The sequence below is a fragment of the Pseudarthrobacter niigatensis genome, assembly GCF_030812615.1.
GTDB classification, from domain to species: domain Bacteria; phylum Actinomycetota; class Actinomycetes; order Actinomycetales; family Micrococcaceae; genus Arthrobacter; species Arthrobacter niigatensis.
The window spans coordinates 227,016-243,620 of record NZ_JAUSTB010000004.1; the positions used below are offsets into that span (position 1 = coordinate 227,016).

15 protein-coding genes are annotated in these 16,605 nt (G+C 67.3%); 12 read left to right on the forward strand and 3 right to left on the reverse strand.

Going from position 1 to position 16,605, the window contains the following annotated elements:
- Positions 1-12 precede the first annotated feature (12 nt).
- Complete coding sequence (locus J2T23_RS08230; RefSeq protein ID WP_307358827.1) at positions 13-453, forward strand: SRPBCC family protein; 441 nt, start codon at positions 13-15, stop codon at positions 451-453.
- On the opposite strand, the gene J2T23_RS08235 is transcribed toward J2T23_RS08230, so the two are convergent.
- Positions 431-1,987 (reverse strand): carboxylesterase/lipase family protein, encoded by a 1,557-nt coding sequence (locus J2T23_RS08235; protein WP_307358830.1) that lies wholly within the window; start codon positions 1,985-1,987, stop codon positions 431-433. The two genes, J2T23_RS08230 and J2T23_RS08235, sit on opposite strands and share 23 nt — an antisense overlap.
- A gap of 103 nt (positions 1,988-2,090) precedes the next feature.
- On the opposite strand from J2T23_RS08235, the gene J2T23_RS08240 reads away from it, so the two are divergent.
- On the forward strand, positions 2,091-2,843 hold the full coding sequence (locus J2T23_RS08240) for a GAF and ANTAR domain-containing protein (protein WP_307358833.1): 753 nt from the start codon (positions 2,091-2,093) through the stop codon (positions 2,841-2,843).
- Here J2T23_RS08240 and J2T23_RS08245 read toward each other — a convergent pair.
- Positions 2,828-3,133, reverse strand: a complete 306-nt coding sequence (locus J2T23_RS08245; RefSeq protein WP_307358835.1) for a hypothetical protein — start codon at positions 3,131-3,133, stop codon at positions 2,828-2,830. The two genes, J2T23_RS08240 and J2T23_RS08245, sit on opposite strands and share 16 nt — an antisense overlap.
- Before the next feature lie 243 nt (positions 3,134-3,376).
- Here J2T23_RS08245 and J2T23_RS08250 point away from each other — a divergent pair, with 243 nt between their 5' ends.
- From J2T23_RS08250 to J2T23_RS08260, 3 genes are all read left to right on the forward strand, one after another.
- Entirely contained in the window at positions 3,377-3,661 is a 285-nt protein-coding gene (locus J2T23_RS08250) for a metallothionein (protein WP_141158509.1), read from the forward strand.
- Positions 3,662-3,696: 35 nt separating this feature from the next.
- The gene (locus J2T23_RS08255; RefSeq protein WP_141158508.1) at positions 3,697-4,134 is read left to right on the forward strand and encodes a universal stress protein; all 438 of its coding nucleotides are present in this window, start codon (positions 3,697-3,699) and stop codon (positions 4,132-4,134) included.
- A 75-nt stretch (positions 4,135-4,209) separates the two neighbouring features.
- Positions 4,210-5,040 (forward strand): nucleoside hydrolase, encoded by an 831-nt coding sequence (locus J2T23_RS08260; RefSeq protein WP_307358838.1) that lies wholly within the window; start codon positions 4,210-4,212, stop codon positions 5,038-5,040.
- 54 nt (positions 5,041-5,094) lie between these two features.
- Here the strand turns inward: J2T23_RS08260 and J2T23_RS08265 are convergent, their stop codons facing one another.
- Entirely contained in the window at positions 5,095-6,354 is a 1,260-nt protein-coding gene (locus J2T23_RS08265; protein ID WP_307358840.1) for a glycoside hydrolase family 1 protein, read from the reverse strand.
- Positions 6,355-6,576: 222 nt separating this feature from the next.
- Between J2T23_RS08265 and J2T23_RS08270 the strand changes: the two genes are divergently transcribed.
- The 7 genes from J2T23_RS08270 (at position 6,577) to J2T23_RS08300 (ending at position 16,539) form a co-directional block, all read left to right on the forward strand.
- Complete coding sequence (locus J2T23_RS08270) at positions 6,577-8,133, forward strand: ABC transporter substrate-binding protein (RefSeq protein ID WP_307358843.1); 1,557 nt, start codon at positions 6,577-6,579, stop codon at positions 8,131-8,133.
- A 62-nt stretch (positions 8,134-8,195) separates the two neighbouring features.
- Positions 8,196-9,149, forward strand: a complete 954-nt coding sequence (locus J2T23_RS08275; protein WP_307358845.1) for an ABC transporter permease — start codon at positions 8,196-8,198, stop codon at positions 9,147-9,149.
- Complete coding sequence (locus tag J2T23_RS08280) at positions 9,146-11,236, forward strand: dipeptide/oligopeptide/nickel ABC transporter permease/ATP-binding protein (RefSeq protein ID WP_307358848.1); 2,091 nt, start codon at positions 9,146-9,148, stop codon at positions 11,234-11,236. Before J2T23_RS08275 ends, J2T23_RS08280 begins: the two co-directional genes overlap by 4 nt.
- Positions 11,233-12,237, forward strand: a complete 1,005-nt coding sequence (locus tag J2T23_RS08285) for an oligopeptide/dipeptide ABC transporter ATP-binding protein (protein WP_307358849.1) — start codon at positions 11,233-11,235, stop codon at positions 12,235-12,237. The genes J2T23_RS08280 and J2T23_RS08285 overlap by 4 nt, the downstream gene beginning before the upstream one ends.
- A 71-nt stretch (positions 12,238-12,308) precedes the next feature.
- On the forward strand, positions 12,309-13,229 hold the full coding sequence (locus J2T23_RS08290) for an MBL fold metallo-hydrolase (RefSeq protein ID WP_307358851.1): 921 nt from the start codon (positions 12,309-12,311) through the stop codon (positions 13,227-13,229).
- A 65-nt stretch (positions 13,230-13,294) separates the two neighbouring features.
- On the forward strand, positions 13,295-15,589 hold the full coding sequence (locus J2T23_RS08295; RefSeq protein WP_307358853.1) for a family 78 glycoside hydrolase catalytic domain: 2,295 nt from the start codon (positions 13,295-13,297) through the stop codon (positions 15,587-15,589).
- Positions 15,589-16,539, forward strand: a complete 951-nt coding sequence (locus J2T23_RS08300; protein ID WP_307358855.1) for a glycoside hydrolase family 43 protein — start codon at positions 15,589-15,591, stop codon at positions 16,537-16,539. The genes J2T23_RS08295 and J2T23_RS08300 overlap by 1 nt, the downstream gene beginning before the upstream one ends.
- Positions 16,540-16,605 lie beyond the last annotated feature (66 nt).

The following is a 16,605-nucleotide window of genomic DNA, read 5'->3' on the forward strand; positions in this document are numbered from 1 at the left end:
TACACTGGGGTGATGATCACAGTCACCGGAAGTGTGGAAACCAACCTGTCCGCGGAGAAGGCCTTTGCCTTCATGAGTGAGTTCGAAAACACCACTAAGTGGGATCCCAACACCCCCGTGATGGACAAAATCACCCCGGGGCCCGTTGCCGTAGGCCACAAATACCACGCTGAGTCCGAGTTCCGCGGAAAGCGCCAGACGCTGGTCTACGAGGTCATCGAGTTCACGGACAACCACATAAAACTGCGCGGCGAGAACAAGACCGTCACCTCGTTCGATTCCATCGATGTCAGGCCCAACGGGAGCGGCTCCGTGGTGACGTACACGGCCGAGTTCAGCATCCACGGGCCGGCCAAGATCATCCAGCCGCTGCTGAAGCCTGCCTTCAATTCGCTGCGTGATCCAGCGTTGAACGGGATCCGGGACACGCTTAATTCGCTGGCAGCGGCCTGACGCCTGCAAAGAATCCCCGGATCCCACTGCGCGGATCGTCCTCAACCCGGGCGCCGTCGTCCAGCATCATGGTGCGGCGCGCGTCCCCATATTCCGGCCACTCCAGCCCTGCCGTGTCCGGCGATCCAGTGCGCGCAAAGGCTGCCCAGGCCCCGCTCATGGTGTTGCTGAGGGACTGCGGCGCCGCGCCCCGGGTAAGGAACGCAGCCTCCGGCCCGTCCAGGTGCCGGAAAACGAACGGGATGTCCAGGGCATGGCAGGCGCCCAGCTTTCCGCCCATGGCCGGGCTGCGCCAGGTGAACAGGTAGGCGAAGTTTCTCCCGGCCGCGCCGTTTGGCGCGGCCAGTTGGCGCGCTGCCAAAAGACGGTTGGTGGGCTGGCGGTAGACGGAATCGGCGATGGCGGCTTCAAGGATTTCCTTGCCCCCGGGCTCCCGGGACAGTACCCGGGCCAGTGCTTCGGTGTAGCCCGGTGCCTGGGCAGACGGAACCCCTGCGGCGGCGAGGACGGCGGCGGCGCGGTCAGGATACCCTGGGTCCTCCGGGGCAGCCGGGCGCATTTCGACGGCGAAGGAGCCTTCGTTGAGGTTGGTTCCGGCCAGCAGGTCCACCCCGCTGTTGAGCCCGCGGCGGATACCGTCCAGCGGCGGCTCCGGCAGTGAGGGTGTCCCCACGGTCGGCTGGAAGGGCAGCGGGACGGCGTAAGTCTCCGCCGCGATCCGCTTTTCCAGGGCGGCCTGGGCCTCAAGCAGCCGCCCCGCGGGGAGGGTCAGCAGTTCCTTTGCGGATGGTTTGTCCAGGCCGCACAGTTCCAGGAATTGCGCGCTGATGTGCGCGGATTCGTCCGGCCGCCGGTACCGTTCCGCGGTGCCGCTCTGCATGATGGCGCGGTGGAAGAGCCCTTCCGACGACGGCATGCCCAGCAGGGTGCCGATGGCCGCGGCGCCTGCCGACTCGCCAAAAACAGTGATGTTTTCCGGGTCGCCGCCGAATGGCCCGATATTTCGGCGTACCCAGCGCAAGGCTTCCAGCTGGTCCAGCAGGGCGACGTTGGACGAGTCCTCGTACCCTGGGCCAAGCAGGTCCGCCAGATGCAGGAAGCCCAGGGCGCCCAGGCGGTAGTTGATGGACACGAGCACCACGCCCGCCGCGGCGGCCAGCCGGGCGCCGTCGTACATGGCGTCGCTGTTGGCGCCCAGCAGAAACGCGCCGCCATGGATCCACACCATCACCGGCCTTGCCGGCCCGTCCCCCGGCGGGGCCCAGATGTTCAGGTTGAGGCAGCCGTCTTCGCTCCATTTCCGCGGCCTGCTGCCCGGCGGGGCGGGGTTCTCCAGGTTTTGGGGTGCTGCGGGGCCGGCGGCGGTGCAGTCCAGGACGCCTGCCCACGGGGCTGCCGGGACCGGAGGGCGGAAGCGGTTGGCCCCCGACGGCGGTGCAGCGTAGGGGATGCCAAGGAACCGGCGGATGGTGGTCCCTTCAGCTTCGAGGGAGCTGCCGAGGATGGACCCGGCGGGGGTGGAGAGACGCGTCATGGTTGACAGGTTACGGCGTCCGCACAGGTAGGCTGGCATCACCGTTCGGCAGTGGGCGGCCACGATGCTGTGGCTCTTCATAACTGTCCGGGAGGTAAGACGCGTGCCCCACGCCGACGTCTTTGGTGCCGAAAATTTTGCTGACGTGGCCCTGCATCTTCAGGAGTCGTTCCTCCATACCCCCGAGGTCGGGGCGATCCTGCAGGATCTCGCGGCCTATGCCGTGGGCCGCCTCGGCAGCACCGATCCCGGGTGTTCGTGCGAAATCACGGTACTGCGGCCCAAGAAACCCGTGACCACGGCCTGCAGCAACCACGCCGCGAAGGTGATGAACCAGGTGGAGTTCAAGCACGGCGACGGTCCGGGTTTGACGGCCATGCGGACCAGCGCCACGGTCCTGGTGGCCGACCTGCGGCTGGAACAGCGGTGGCCGGACTATGTCCAAGCAGTGCAGGATCAGGGATTCCTTTCGGTGCTGAGCATCCCCGTGGAGCTAGAGGGGGACGCGCAGGGCGTGCTGACGTTCTACTGCTCGCATCCCGTCGACCCCCGCGACAACCGCGTGGATGTTGCGGAGACGTTTGTGCGGCGGGCCTCCAAGGGCCTGACGCTCTGCCTCCGCATGCTCAGGCTGGAGGAGACCAGGGCCGGCATGACCGCCGCCATGCAGACCCGCACCGTGATCGACCTGGCTACGGGGGCCATCATGGCTCAAAACCGCTGCACCCAGGACGCTGCCTTCAAACTGCTTCGGGAAGCATCCAACACGCGCAACATGAAACTCCGCGATGTGGCGGCCATGGTGATCTCGTCAGTGGCCGGGGTGACGGACACCTTTACCTACTTCGACGAGTAGGGGCCCTTCCGCTCCGGATCCTGCGGCTCCGGTTGGAGGAGGAACAGGGCATAACTGCTGAGCGGGACGCGCAGGAGCAGGCCCTGGGCGGCACAGTGTTCGTTGACGGCCTGTGCCAGGGCGTCCCGCTCCTTCGGTGACAGGGTGCACTGGCCGGCGCAGTAGTCGCGGATGAGCTGTTCCGAGGCGTCGCCGCCCAAGCCGACGAACTCCAGCCACAGCTGTGCCAGATCCAGTCCGTGCTCCTTGATGACAGCATCGGTGAGGGCCTGCTGGTCAACGGCATCCATCGTCCCGTCCTAGCCTTGGTTATGGATTCTTGCAGCTGCGGTTCGGAACGGCGGCGTGGATGGATGGGAATGAACCGCAAATATTTCGCTGGGAGAGTGGCGCCACGCCCCTGCGCATGGACTCGCCCCGGCGCTGCCGTCGCCGCATCCAGCGCCGGGGGACCTTCGCCCCTAGGCGGCGAACCGGCCCCGGAAGTCAACTTGAGTGTCTGGAGCACGCGAGTACAACAGGAGGCAAGGACCATGGGCGCATGTGATGTCTGCGGCAGCAGCGAGGGCCGCATGTTCACCGTCAGTATGGGAAACCAGACCGGCACGTTCGACAGCTTCGAATGTGCCATCCACATGATGGCTCCGGCATGCGAGCACTGCGGCTGCCGGATCCTGGGCCATCCCGTTGAAAGCCAGGCAGGCATCTACTGCTGCCTCCATTGCGCGAAGGAAGCGGGCAACCCGCACCAGGCCGCGCATGCTGAGCATACGACGGTGGCCGTGCCGGCGGAAGGCACGTCGGGAGGGCAGCGCTAGCGTTGCCCTGAAGAAGCGACAGGAAAAGGGAGACCGTGGCGGACAGCGGAAGTTTCAGGATTGTGGTGGGCGTTGACGGGTCGGACCAGTCCAGGGCAGCGATGGACTGGGCAATTGAGGAGTCCAGGCTGCGCACGGGAGAGGTACAGGCCGTGACCGCCTGGAGCTTTCCCTATGTCAGCGATGCCCTCGGCACAGCTTGGGACTATGACATCTTCCAGAAGGACGCCCAGGCCATCCTCGAAGAAGAACTTGAACGCGTCAAGAACCAGGGCGTGACGGTCACGGGGCGCATCGTGGAGGGCAATCCCGCGTCGGCGCTCATTGAGGCCTCCCGGGACGCTGACCTGGTGGCGGTAGGTTCACGCGGCCACGGCGGCTTCACGGGGATGCTGCTGGGTTCAGTGTCGCACCAGACCATCCATCATGCGCACTGCCCCGTGCTGGTAATCCGGGAGCCTGACGCGGGATAACCACCGCGGTACCTTCGCCTTTCAGTGAATGGAAACGCCGTTCTGTGGGTCCCGCGCTGCCGCAAGGCTTGCAGCATGGACATGATTCGGGTGGAGCCCCGCTGCCGCGTGCTGATCGACAACGACTGGGCGGGTGACCCGGACGGGCTGGTGGCCCTGGCCCACCACGCCATGTCGCCATCCAACACGATCGTCGGCGTCACAAGTTCCCTGACCAACCCGATGTTTGGGCCGCCGGCGGGCATGGCGCAGAAGGGCGCGAACCTGGCCGGGGAACTGTTGCGCGTCCTCAAGAGCCCGGAGCCGGCAGTGGCCCACCCGGGATCCGACAGCCCCTTCACCGGACAACCCCGGGACACCCCGGCTGCCCGGGCGATCGCTGCCACCGCAGCAGCCGGCGGAGTGCTGCCCCTGGTCCTTGTCTGCGCCGGCCCGCTCACCAACGTGGCCGATGCGCTCCTGCTGGATCCCGCCGTCGCCTCCTCCCTCACCTTGGCTTGGGTTGGCGGGGCCGCGGCGAACGGGGAGGAATACAACTACTTCACGGACCCGGCCGCCGCAGACTTCGTGCTCGGGAACCAGGAGCTGTCCGTGTGGCAGTTCCCGGCAGAGACGTACCGGCAGGTTGTTGCCCCGGTGGCCGAACTTGACCATGCCTTCAGGAACTCGGGCGCGGCAGGCGCCTGGCTGTGGGAGCTCTTCAACAGCCTGGACGTGCCGGACTTCGTGAAATTCGGGCCGCTGTGGTGCCTGGGTGACAGCGCACCCCTGGTGGTTACCGGCCTCGACGATGCCACGTCCACCTTCACGGAAACACGCAACCATCCCTCGCGGCGGACCTACACCTCCGTGGACACGCGGCTGATCATGGCGGATTTCCTCGCAAAGCTGCGGCTGCAGCAGTAGCAGGCTAAAACAATGGCCCGGACCGCCACAGGCGGTCCGGGCCACCCGCTGCTGTCAGGCGTGCAGCGGCGCCCCCGCCGGTGCCTGCTGCCGGGCGAAGTTGCCCAGCCAGCGCGCGCTCTCCTTCGGGGTGCGTTCCTGGGTGGAACGGTCGACGGCGATCAGGCCGAACTTGGGCCCGTAGCCGAAGATCCACTCGAAGTTGTCGAACGCGGTCCAGGCGATGTACCCGCGGACGTCGATGCCGTCCGCAAGGCAGGAAGCAACGCCGTCGACGGCTGTCCGCAGGTACGCCACCCGCTGCGTGTCATCCTCCGTGGCCAACCCGTTCTCGGTGACCATCACCGGGATGCCGGCAACGCGCCAGGCCTCGCGGATGGTGGCCTCCAGCGCTTGGGGATAGATTTCCTCGCCCATTTGGTTGACGGCCACGCCTTCCGGAGCCGGAGCGTGGCCGTCCGGGCCGTACACGGTGCGGCCGTAAGTCTGGATGCCCACGAAGTCGTCGCCGCGGGAGGCTTCCAGGAACCGCTCGTTGACGTCCCGGCGCACCTGGGCCGCGATTTCTTCGCCGCCGGGGACCGACTGGATGTCCGAGTTGGCCAGGGTCCAGCCCACGCGCAGATCCGGGCGGTGTGCCTTGATTGCTTCGGTGGCCGCCTTGTGCGCCGCGAGTTTGACGTTGAAGCCGGCCTCCGTGGAGCAGAACTGGAACGGGGCAACCGTGCTGGCGTCCACGCCCAGGCGCTGCGCGGCAGCCGCCCACATGGGGACCTTGCCGCGGTTCTCCGGCGCTTCCCCGCCGATGCCGAATGACTCCAGCAGCCAAGGGAGGTTGGGCTCGTTCAGGGTGCAGGCGACGCCGATCAGGTCACCCAGGTGCGCCATGACCCGGCCGCAATAGCGAGCGAACAGCTCCGGCGTGCGTTCGCCCTCCCAGCCGCCCGAACGGAGCAACCACAGCGGTGACGCGAAATGGTGGAACGTGACCACCGGCGTCAGCCCGTGCTCCCGGCAGGCCTCGAGCACCCGCTTGTAGTGGTCCAGCGCAGCCACCGAGAAATGCCCTTCCTCCGGTTCGATCCGGGCCCATTCCACGGAGAAGCGGTAGCTGGTAAAACCGAGGCCGGCGATCAGGGCAATATCCTCCCGGTACCGGTAGTAGTGGTCCACGGCATCCCCGGACGGCTCCGCGAAAATGGTGCCCGGAAGGTGTTCCAGGAACCAGACATCGCTGTTGACGTTGTTGCCTTCCACCTGGTGGCCTGCGGTGGCCACGCCCCAAAGGAAGTCCTGCGGAAACGGGTTGGTCATTGGGGTTCCTCTCATCATGGACGCACGCCGGCGTCCCAGGCCTCGCTGCCTGCCTCCATCCTGTCCAACCGCGTGACCGCCGCCACAATACTTTTTCAATCAATGACATTCTCATGTTTGGTCCAGCAGGCCCCAACGGATTCTTGAAGGGAGCCGGACAGCCCCGGCCCCTCGAATTTCCTCCGTTTGTCACCGTCATAGAAGAATGCGAAGGCGCACCAGATGAAACTTATGACCTCCACCGCACGCGGCAGCGCTGCCGTCCTGACGGGTGCCCTGCTGATCGGCTCCCTGGCCGCCTGTGGCGGCGGATCCAGCCAGGCCTCCGCCAAAGCCGACACCGGCAGCATCACGCTGGCCATCGACAGCGACTCGGCCTCCTTCGGCTACGACCCGCTGCGCGTCTCCGCAGCGCAGCGCCAGTTCTTCGAAGGCCTCTACGACAGCCTCATGACCCTGCAGCCGGACGGTTCCACGGGGCCGGGCCTGGCCAAGGAGTTCAGCTACAACGCGGACAATACGGTCCTGACGCTGACCCTCAAGGACGACGTCACGTTCACGGACGGTTCCAAGCTGGACGCCGCACTGGTCAAGGCCAACCTCGACCGCCGCTCCGATCCCGCACTGAGCGCGTACTCGGCCGTCGCCAAGGGTGGCGCGCAGGAAATCACCTCCGTGGATGTGGTGAGTCCCACCCAGGTGTCCCTGGCGTTCGCCAAGCCGCAGCCGGGATTTGAAAAGAACCTGGCCTCCACTACCGGCATGATCGTGGGCAAGAACGGTGTCACGGACACCGCCAGCCTGTCGGCAACCCCGGACGGTTCCGGTCCGTACACCCTGGACCCCTCCACCGTGAAGGGCAACAAGTACGTGATGGTGAAGAACGACAAGAGCGCCGACGCGTCCAAGTACGCCTACAAGAAGGTGGTCTTCAGCGTGGTCCAGGACCCGCAGGCCCGGGCCAACGCCCTCGTGTCCGGCCAGGCGGACGTGGCCATGCTGACCTCGAACACGGTTGACTTCGCCAAGTCGAAGGGCGTCGGGGTCACCCAGATCGGCGGCACCGTCAACACCATGATCTCCTTCGACAAGATCGGCAAGACCGCCCCGGCGTTCGCCCAGGAGAAGGTCCGGCAGGCCATCCAGTACGCCATCAACCGCCAGGCCCTGGTGGACGCCCTGCACAAGGGCGATGTCCCGGCCTGGAACGCCCTCCCCAAGGATTCAGCGGGCTTCACCAAGGACCTTGAAACCGAATTCGCGTACAACCCGGACAAGGCCAAGAGCCTGCTGGCCGAGGCCGGCTACCCCAACGGCTTCGAGTTCACCATCATCGCCAGCGCCCAGACCCAAACGGACCTGCAGGCCGTCCAGAAGGACCTCGCCGCCGTCGGCATCACCATGAACGTGAAGATGGCCGCGTCAACGGATGAAGCCTTCGCCGCCGTCGCCACCACGCCCCTGGGCTACGCGCCGCTGAACTGGGACAACCCCGTCGGCGTGATGTACGGCGTGGTCCTCAACGGCTTCACCAACGTCCAGAAGGCCACCGATGACCAGCTCAGCGCCGCCACCGGCGAACTGGCCGCCGCCAAGGATGACGCCGCCGCCAAGGCAGCCGCCACGAAGCTGAACACCCGCCTGATGGAGTCCGGCTGGATGATCCCGCTGTACGAGGCGCTCACCAACCAGGGCTACAACACCAAGAAGGTGGCTCCGGTGAAGTTCGCCGGCACCAACGCCTACCCGCTCCTTTCGTCCTACACCCCGGCCAGCTAACACCCGCACCGTCCTGCCGGGTGCTCCCTGCCACGGGAGCACCCGGCAGGACGGCCTGACCGATGGAGGTCACCATGGCACTATTCATCACCAAGCGCCTACTGATGGCGCTGGCCACCGTGCTGGTGGTTGCGGTGCTGGCATTCCTGCTGGTGCACGCGATGCCGGGCAGCCCCGGGGCCGTGTCCCTCGGCGCCGGAGCCTCCCAGGAGGCCATCGACGAGGTCAACCAGCGGCTGGGCTGGAACGACCCGCTCCCCGCGCAGTTCTTCACCTGGCTCGGTTCCGCGGTCCAGGGCGACCTGGGCATCTCGCTCATCGATGGCCGCTCAGTCAGCGCGGACCTGGCGAGCCGGTTGCCTGTCACCGCCTCCCTTGCCGCCGGTGCCACCATCCTCAGTGCCGTCCTGGGCATCGCCCTTGGCGTCACCGCGGCCGTCCGCGGGGGAGTGCTGGACCAAGCCATCGGCGGCTTCGTCGGCCTCCTGGTGGCACTGCCCGCGTTCTGGGTGGGTGTCCTCTTCGTCTACCTTTTTGCCGTCCAGTCCTCCATCTTTCCCGCCACCGGCTACGTCCCGTTCGAGGTCTCCCCGCAGGACTGGGCGCTGTCCCTGGCGCTGCCGGTGATCACCCTGGCAGTGGGCGGTGCGGCCTTCATCGCCCGGCAGACCAGGGCCTCCATGCTCGAGGCCCTGCAGCAGGAACACATCCGCACGCTGCGCGCCACGGCCACCCCCAACTGGAAAATCCTCTACGTCCACGCCCTGCGCTACGCCAGCCTGCCCATCGTGGCCGGCATCGCCCTGCAGTTCATCGGCCTGTTCGGCGGCTCCGTCATCGCTGAGCAGCTGTTCGCCATGCCCGGCCTGGGCCAGGCCGTCCAGACCTCGGTCAGCACCCATGACGCCCCCGCAGTGCAGGGCGTGGTGGTCATCGCCACCGTGGTGGTGGTCGCCGTCAACCTGGTGCTGGAGTTGGCCACCAAGTTCCTCGACCCGAAGTTGCGTGCCTCATGATCCCTTCAATGGCTCCGGTCCCCGCAGACCAGCTGGAAACCCCGACGCCGGCAACGGCTCCCGTGCGCAATGCCGGCAAGGCCGCCATCGCTAAATTTTCCCGGCACCGGCTGTTCACGTCGCCCGGCGCCGTGGCCGGTCTCGTCTGGCTCGTGGCGATGGTCGCCGCGTCACTGACCGCGCCGTTGTGGTTGCCTTACAAAACCGAGGACCAGGACTTCACTGCCGTCCTCTCCGGCCCCACCGGCGCGCACTGGCTGGGAACGGATGAACTGGGCCGTGACATCCTCAGCCGCATCTTCGCCGCGGCGGCAGGCACCCTGGGGACGTCCATGCTCACGGTGATTGTCGGCGTCGGGCTCGGCACCATCCTGGCCATGCTTGCTGCCGGCGCCGGTGAACGGACCGAAGGCGTGATCAGCCGGGTCACCGAGGTCATGATGTCCCTGCCGGGCACGGTGATTATCCTGGCCGTGATCGGCGCGGTGGGAACCAACATCCCCGTGGTCATGGCCATCCTGGGCATCCTGATGTCCGCCGGTATCTACCGGGTGATCCTGGGCCAGGCCAAGTCGCTGCAGTCCCAGCTCTATGTGGACGCGGCCAAGGTGGACGGTGCCAGCCCGCTGCGCATCAGTCTCCGCCACGTCCTGCCCGGGCTGGCCAACACCATCGTGGTCCAGGCGGCACTCATCTTCGCCGTCGGCATGCTCATCCAGGCCGGCCTGGCTTTCATCGGCTTCGGGCCGCCCATCCCGCAGCCCAGCTGGGGCGGCATGATCCAGGGTGCCTCCCAGCATGTCTACGATGCCCCGTGGATGATGGTCCCCACCGGTGCCGTCCTGGCGCTCACGGTCCTGTCGGCCAATGCCATCGGCAACGCCCTGGGCAAGGCCCCCAACGCCGCCGCACCCCACCTGCCCTCCGCCGCGGCACGCAGGCAGCGCGCAAAGGCCGTCGCCGCAATCGCCGCCGCCCCTGTCCCTACCGCGAAGGACGGCGCCCTTGTTCGGGAAACGGCCAAGGGGACTCTCAGTGTCCGCAACCTCTCCGTCGGCGTCGACAATGGCGTCCGGCTCGTCACCGACGTCTCCTTCGACGTCGAACAGGGCACGGTCCTGGGCCTGGTGGGGGAGTCCGGGTGCGGCAAGACGATGACCGCACTGTCCCTGCTCGGGTTGCTGCCCTCCGGCGTTTCCATCACCGGCGGACAAATCCTCTGGAACGGCAGGAACCTTGCCGCGACCACGGACAAGGACATGGAATCCGTCCGCGGCCGCGAGATCGCGCTGATCAGCCAGGAACCCATGCGCGCCCTGGACCCGATGTTCACCGTCGGCTACCAGCTCACCGCCACCATCCGCCGGCTCCGCGGAATGGGCAACGCCGAGGCCCGCAAGGAAGCGCTCAGCCTGCTGGAAAAAGTGGGCATCGTTGATGCTGCCCGGATCCTGAAGACCTATCCGCACCAGATCAGCGGCGGCATGGCGCAGCGCGTGGCGATCGCCCTTGCCCTCTCCGGACAGCCCCGGCTGCTGGTGGCGGACGAACCCACCACTGCCCTGGACGTCACGGTCCAGGCCGAAATCCTTTCCCTGCTCCGTGCACTGGTGAAGGACACCGGCATGTCCGTGGTCATGGTCACCCACGACCTCGGCGTGGTGGCGGACATCTGCGACCAGGTGGCCGTGATGTACGCCGGGCAGGTGGTGGAAAACGGCAGGACAGCAGCCATCCTGGACAGCCCCCGACACCCGTACACGCTGGCCCTGCTGGCCGCGGACCCGCACGCCAACCATGCAAACGACATGCCGGAACGCCTCGCCACGATTCAAGGGCAGGTACCCCAGCCCAAGGACTGGCCCACCGGATGCCGGTTCGCCGCCCGCTGCCAGTTCGCCGGCTCCGCCTGCCTCGAACCCGTCCCCCTGCTGCCCTCCGGCGCAGCAGAGGGCCTGGTGCGGTGCGTCAAAGCGGACCAGCTCGCCGTCGAAGGCATGGACTGGCTGGCCACCGACATCCCGGCCTCCCGCCTGCTCGAGGTCACCTCCAAACAGACGCTACTCACCGAAAAGGACATGGCATGAGCACCGCAGTCACGGAGCGCCCAGGGCCCACGCCGGCAACCACCGTCCCCATGCTCGAAGTGAAGGACCTGGTGGTGCGCTACGGCCGCGGCCGCCGGGCAGCCACAGCACCTGCCGCCGTCGATCGCGTCAGCTTCAGTATCGCCCCCGGTGAAACGGTGGGCCTGGTGGGGGAATCCGGCTCCGGCAAGTCCACCATCGGCAAGGCAATCCTTGGCCTGCAGAAAGTTTCCGGCGGCACCATCAACTACCAGGGCCGGGACATCACCTCCGCCACCGCGGCCCAGCGCCGGGACCTGGGCGGGGAACTGCGGGCCGTCTTCCAGGACCCCAACTCCTCCCTGAACCCCCGGAACACCATCGGCACCTCCCTGGCCGAACCCCTGCGCCTGCGCGGCATCGCCGCTGCGGAGGCCCGGGTAAAGGCCGGGGACATGCTGGAACGTGTGGGCCTGCCCCGGGAGGCCGTGGACCGGTACCCCAGCCAGTTCTCCGGTGGCCAGCGCCAGCGCATCTCCGTGGCCCGCGCCCTGATCTGCGATCCGCAGCTGGTGGTCTGCGACGAAGCCGTCAGTGCCCTTGACCTCTCCACCCAGGCGCAGGTGCTCAACCTGCTGGCCGACCTCCGCGACGAGCGGGGCCTCAGCTACCTGTTCATCGCGCATGACATCGCCGTGGTGCAATTCCTGGCCCAGCGCGTGGTGGTGCTGTACCGCGGCCAGGTGATGGAAAGCGGCCCCGCCGCCGCCGTCACCGGGAACCCGAGGCACCCGTTCACCCAGGCGCTGGTGGCGGCCTCCCCGGTGCCGCGTCCGGCGGAGCAGGCGGCGCGTCGGGAAGCCCGCGAATCACTGGGCGTCCGTACCGGGGCCGCTGCGGTGCCCGCACCCGGCGGCTGCCCCTTCCGGCTCCGCTGCCCGCTGGCCACCGACCTGTGCGCCACCGAACGGCCGGCGCTGCGCCGGGTGGGGACGGCCGACGTCGCCTGCCACTACGCCTGAACCTCCAGTCACCGAAGGGGACGCCACCCCATCGCTGCAACGACAGCCTTCAACACAGAAGTGGAGTCCTGATGACAGAGCAACTACAGTGGCCGGCTGGATCCAGCGACAGGATCGTCATGCTGGGAGTCAACGGCGGTCCCGTCGTGGGTCCTGACGAAGCCAAACCCGCCTTGGCGCTGGTGGTCAATGACGCGGTGTATCTGGTGGACTGCGGGCTTGATACGCCAAGACAGCTCGTCAGGGCCGGACTGGGATTCGCCGGCATTCGCAACGTGTTCATCACGCACCACCACCTGGACCACACTTCCGGGCTGCCGGGACTCCTGCTGCACGGGTGGACAGCACGCCCGCCCCTGCCGCCCGTGGATATCTGGGGCCCACCCGGGACTAAGCAAAAAGCAACGAATCTCCTCGCCGGCTTCGGGGACGAGATTGCCCTTTTCGAGTCCGGCGGCGGTTTCGGTGCCTTCATGGCACCTGATGGCCATGACATCGAGGTGCCCCCGGACAGGGCAGTCGTCCCCGTCATGGAAGACGCCAACGTCCGTGTAGATGCCACCAGGGTGTTCCATGGCCCGGAAGTGGCGAACGCCTATGCCTACCGGTTTACGGTCAAGGGCACCGGCAAGGTGGTGGTGTTTTCCGGTGACACGGCCGCCCATGACGCTAATCTTGCCGCCATCGCCAAGGGGTGTGATGTGCTCGTCCACGAAACGCAGGACAACAGCGCCATTGAACGTATCGCAGCCGAACTTCCCTTCCCGCGTGGAGAGGAGCTGAAGAAGCATCTGTTCGAGGCACACTCCAGCGTCCTCGACCTGCCTGCCGTAGCCCTTGCTGCGCAAGCCAAGAAGCTGGTCTTCAGCCACTACACGCCTGTTGCGCAACCGCCGTCCACCTGGCTTGCGCTGGCGGTTCCCGCGGCCGAAGCCGTGGGCTACGAGGGGGAAATTTTCGCCCCGAATGCACTGGACGTTATACCCCTTTAGCCCACCGCCCTGCTGTCACTGCCTGCACGCCTGTAACCCGCTATACAGAACGGACCCCTCATTCCATGACTTCCACTCCTTGGCTCGCTGCCATGATTTCGCCCGGGCAGGACTTCGACGGTGCCCCGCGCCTCCGCAAGGAATTCCGGCTTGAGGAGGGCCACGGCGGCGTGGTCAAGGCGATGCTGCGGGCCACCGCCTTCGGCATCTACGAGGCCTGCATCAACGGCACGCAAGTGGGGGACGACGTCCTGAGCCCGGGTTGGAGCGCCTATGAGTGGCGGCTCCGGTACCGCAGCTATGACGTCACAACCCTGGTGACGCCCACCAGCGTGCTGGGCGTGGAACTGGGCAACGGCTGGTACCGCGGCCGGCTGGCCTGGCACGGCATGGCCAACCTCTACGGCAGTGAGCTGGGATTCTTCGGCCAGTTGGACATCGAGTTCGCGGACGGCCACGTGCAGTCGATCGCCTCCGATGCCTCCTGGCAGGCAGGCCCGTCCGCCACCACGTCTAACGACCTCTACGACGGCCAGACCATCGATGCCCGCCGCCTTCACAAGGGGTGGGCGGAGCCCGGCTATGTGCCGGGCGCTGACTGGACCGGCGTGCGGGAGCTGGCGTTCGACGCCGACCGGCTTGCTGAGCCGGTCGGCCCGCCCGTGGTTCGGGCCGGCGTCGTGCGTCCCGTGGAAATCTTCACGTCTCCCTCCGGCCGTACCCTGGTGGACTTCGGCCAGAACCTGGTGGGCTGGCTCCGGTTTACCGTGCAGGGCGAGGCCGGGCAGGCCATCACCGTGCGGCACGCCGAGGTCCTGGAAGCCGGAGAACTGGGTGTCCGACCCCTGCGGTCAGCCAAGGCCACGGACACCTTCGTCCTTTCCGGCGGCCTGGACTCCTTCGAGCCCACCAAGACCTTCCATGGCTTCCGCTACGCCGAGATCGCCGGCTGGCCGGGAACACTGACCGCGGATGACGTTGAGGCCGTGGTGGTCCACTCCGACCTGGAACGCACCGGCACCTTCGAATGCTCCAACGAGCTGGTGAACCAGCTGCACCGCAACATCGTCTGGGGCCTGCGCGGCAACTTCCTGGACCTGCCCACCGACTGCCCGCAGCGCGACGAAAGGCTCGGCTGGACCGGGGACATCGCGGTGTTCGCCCCCACGGCGGCGTATCTGTACGACGTCAAGGGCTTCCTGCAGGACTGGCTCCTGGACCTTGCCGCCGAGCAGAAGGCGGCAAACGGCCTGGTGCCCATCACCGTGCCGGACGCCCTCAAGTACTGCCCGCAACCGCCGGAATTCCCGGCACCGGAATCCTCCGCGCTGTGGAGCGAGGCCTCGGTCTGGGTGCCGTGGGCGCTCTGGGAAGCCTACGGGGACCTCAGCGTGCTGGCGAACCAGTACGAATCCATGGCCGCCCATACCCGCCGGGTGGAGGGCCTGCTTTCACCAGCGGGCCTGTGGGACTCGGGCTTCCAGTTCGGCGACTGGCTTGACCCCGACGCCGCACCGGACCAGCCGTGGGCAGCCAAGGCGGACACCGGCGTGGTGGCCACCGCCTGCATGTACCGGACCGCCAGGCTCACCGCCCAGGCCGCAGGACTGCTGGGGAAGCACGACGACGAGGCACACTTCGAGGCGCTCGCCGCCCGGGTGCGGAACGCCTTCGCCGAGCACTACGTGGCGGCCAGCGGCACCATCCGCAGCGACTGCACCACCGTGTACGCGCTGGCCATTGCCTTCGATGTGCTGGAGACGCCGGAACTCCGCGGGTTCGCGGGCAACCGCCTGGCGGAACTGGTGCGGGACAACAACTACCGGGTGTCCACCGGATTCGCGGGAACGCCGTTCATCACCCACGCGCTCACCGACACCGGCCATGTGGACGAGGCCTACCGCCTGTTGCTGGAGGAGGGCTGCCCGTCCTGGTTGTACCCGGTGACCATGGGTGCCACCACCGTCTGGGAACGCTGGGATTCCATGCTCCCGGACGGCACCATCAACCCCGGCGAAATGACCAGCTTCAACCACTACGCCCTGGGTGCGGTGGCGGACTGGATGCACAAGGCCATTGGGGGCATCCGGCCGGCCGAACCCGGCTACGCGCGCGTACTGATCCAGCCGCAGCCGGGGGAGGGGATCAGCTGGGCCAGGACGTCCTTGAAGACGCCGCACGGTGAGGTCCGGGTGGAATGGACGCTCGACGGCGGTGCGTTCCGTCTGGAGGCGACCGTCCCTGCCGGGGTGGCGGCCGACGTCGTGCTTCCGGACGGCGAGCGGCACACGGTTGAGGGCGGCGAGTACCACTTTGCCTGCGCACCGGCACCTGTGCTCGATTACCAGGCGAGCCGCTGATGGGCCACCAGGCGGTCCAGCACCCTCGCCTCGACGGGATCCGGATGCGGGACCCGTTCATCCTGGAGGCCCCTCCCGGTGAGTTCGTCTTGTTCGGAACCAGCGATGAGAACGTGTGGGGCGGCCCCGCCACCGGCTTTGACTGCTACACCAGCCGCGACCTGGAGCACTGGGAAGGCCCCATCGCGGCGTTCCGGCCGCCGGCCGGCTTCTGGGCGGACACCCAGTTCTGGGCGCCGGAGGTGTATGCCCTGGACGGACGGTTCTTCATGCTCGCCACCTTGGCGACATCCTCCGGTGCACGTCCGCGCGGTGTTACGGTCCTCGCCTCTGACAACCCCACCGGCCCCTACCAGCCGTGGAGCGACGGGCCGGTCACCCCGCCAACCCAGCCGTGCCTGGACGGAACCCTGCATGTCGACGACGGCGGCGCCCGCTGGCTGGTTTACAGCCGCGGCACCGAGGGGACGCCGGCTGGACCGGGAATCCGGGACGGGGAACTGTACGCGGTCCACCTCTCAGCGGACCTGCGCTGCACCGTTGGAGAGCCGGTCCTCCTGTTCGCGGCGTCCTCGGCCAACTGGACCCGTCCACTTCGTTTCCCGGAGGGCGTGGAACCACCAAAGGGGCTCAACCTTGCCAAGGACCCGTTGTTCACCGATGGCCCGTTCCTCGTCGGCGGGGCCGGGGGCACCCTGCTGATGCTGTGGTCCAGCCACGGCGAGGACGGGTATGCCATGGGCCTCGCCGAATCGGCCAGCGGAACCGTCACAGGGCCCTGGATCCAACGTCCTGAACCCCTGTGGTCCAGCGACGGCGGCCACGGCATGGTCCTTCGCGCGTCCGGCGGCCGTGACTACCTGGCCTTTCATTGGCCGAACAGCACGCCCGACGAACGTGTGCGGCTGACCGAAGTGGACGTCAGCGGGGCGGGTATCCGGATCCTGTGACGCGGGCCTGCGGTGCCGGATGCAACACGGGCGCTGATCTGCGACGATGTGCCACAGGACAAAACC

Coding starts and splice junctions, on each gene's coding strand:
- J2T23_RS08230 (WP_307358827.1), top strand. CDS start 13: ATGATCACAGTCACCGGAAGTGTGGAAACCAACCTGTCCGCGGAGAAG.
- J2T23_RS08235 (WP_307358830.1), bottom strand. CDS start 1,987: ATGACGCGTCTCTCCACCCCCGCCGGGTCCATCCTCGGCAGCTCCCTC.
- J2T23_RS08245 (WP_307358835.1), bottom strand. CDS start 3,133: ATGGATGCCGTTGACCAGCAGGCCCTCACCGATGCTGTCATCAAGGAG.
- J2T23_RS08250 (WP_141158509.1), top strand. CDS start 3,377: ATGGGCGCATGTGATGTCTGCGGCAGCAGCGAGGGCCGCATGTTCACC.
- J2T23_RS08260 (WP_307358838.1), top strand. CDS start 4,210: ATGGACATGATTCGGGTGGAGCCCCGCTGCCGCGTGCTGATCGACAAC.
- J2T23_RS08265 (WP_307358840.1), bottom strand. CDS start 6,354: ATGACCAACCCGTTTCCGCAGGACTTCCTTTGGGGCGTGGCCACCGCA.
- J2T23_RS08270 (WP_307358843.1), top strand. CDS start 6,577: ATGAAACTTATGACCTCCACCGCACGCGGCAGCGCTGCCGTCCTGACG.
- J2T23_RS08275 (WP_307358845.1), top strand. CDS start 8,196: ATGGAGGTCACCATGGCACTATTCATCACCAAGCGCCTACTGATGGCG.
- J2T23_RS08280 (WP_307358848.1), top strand. CDS start 9,146: ATGATCCCTTCAATGGCTCCGGTCCCCGCAGACCAGCTGGAAACCCCG.
- J2T23_RS08285 (WP_307358849.1), top strand. CDS start 11,233: ATGAGCACCGCAGTCACGGAGCGCCCAGGGCCCACGCCGGCAACCACC.
- J2T23_RS08290 (WP_307358851.1), top strand. CDS start 12,309: ATGACAGAGCAACTACAGTGGCCGGCTGGATCCAGCGACAGGATCGTC.
- J2T23_RS08295 (WP_307358853.1), top strand. CDS start 13,295: ATGACTTCCACTCCTTGGCTCGCTGCCATGATTTCGCCCGGGCAGGAC.
- J2T23_RS08300 (WP_307358855.1), top strand. CDS start 15,589: ATGGGCCACCAGGCGGTCCAGCACCCTCGCCTCGACGGGATCCGGATG.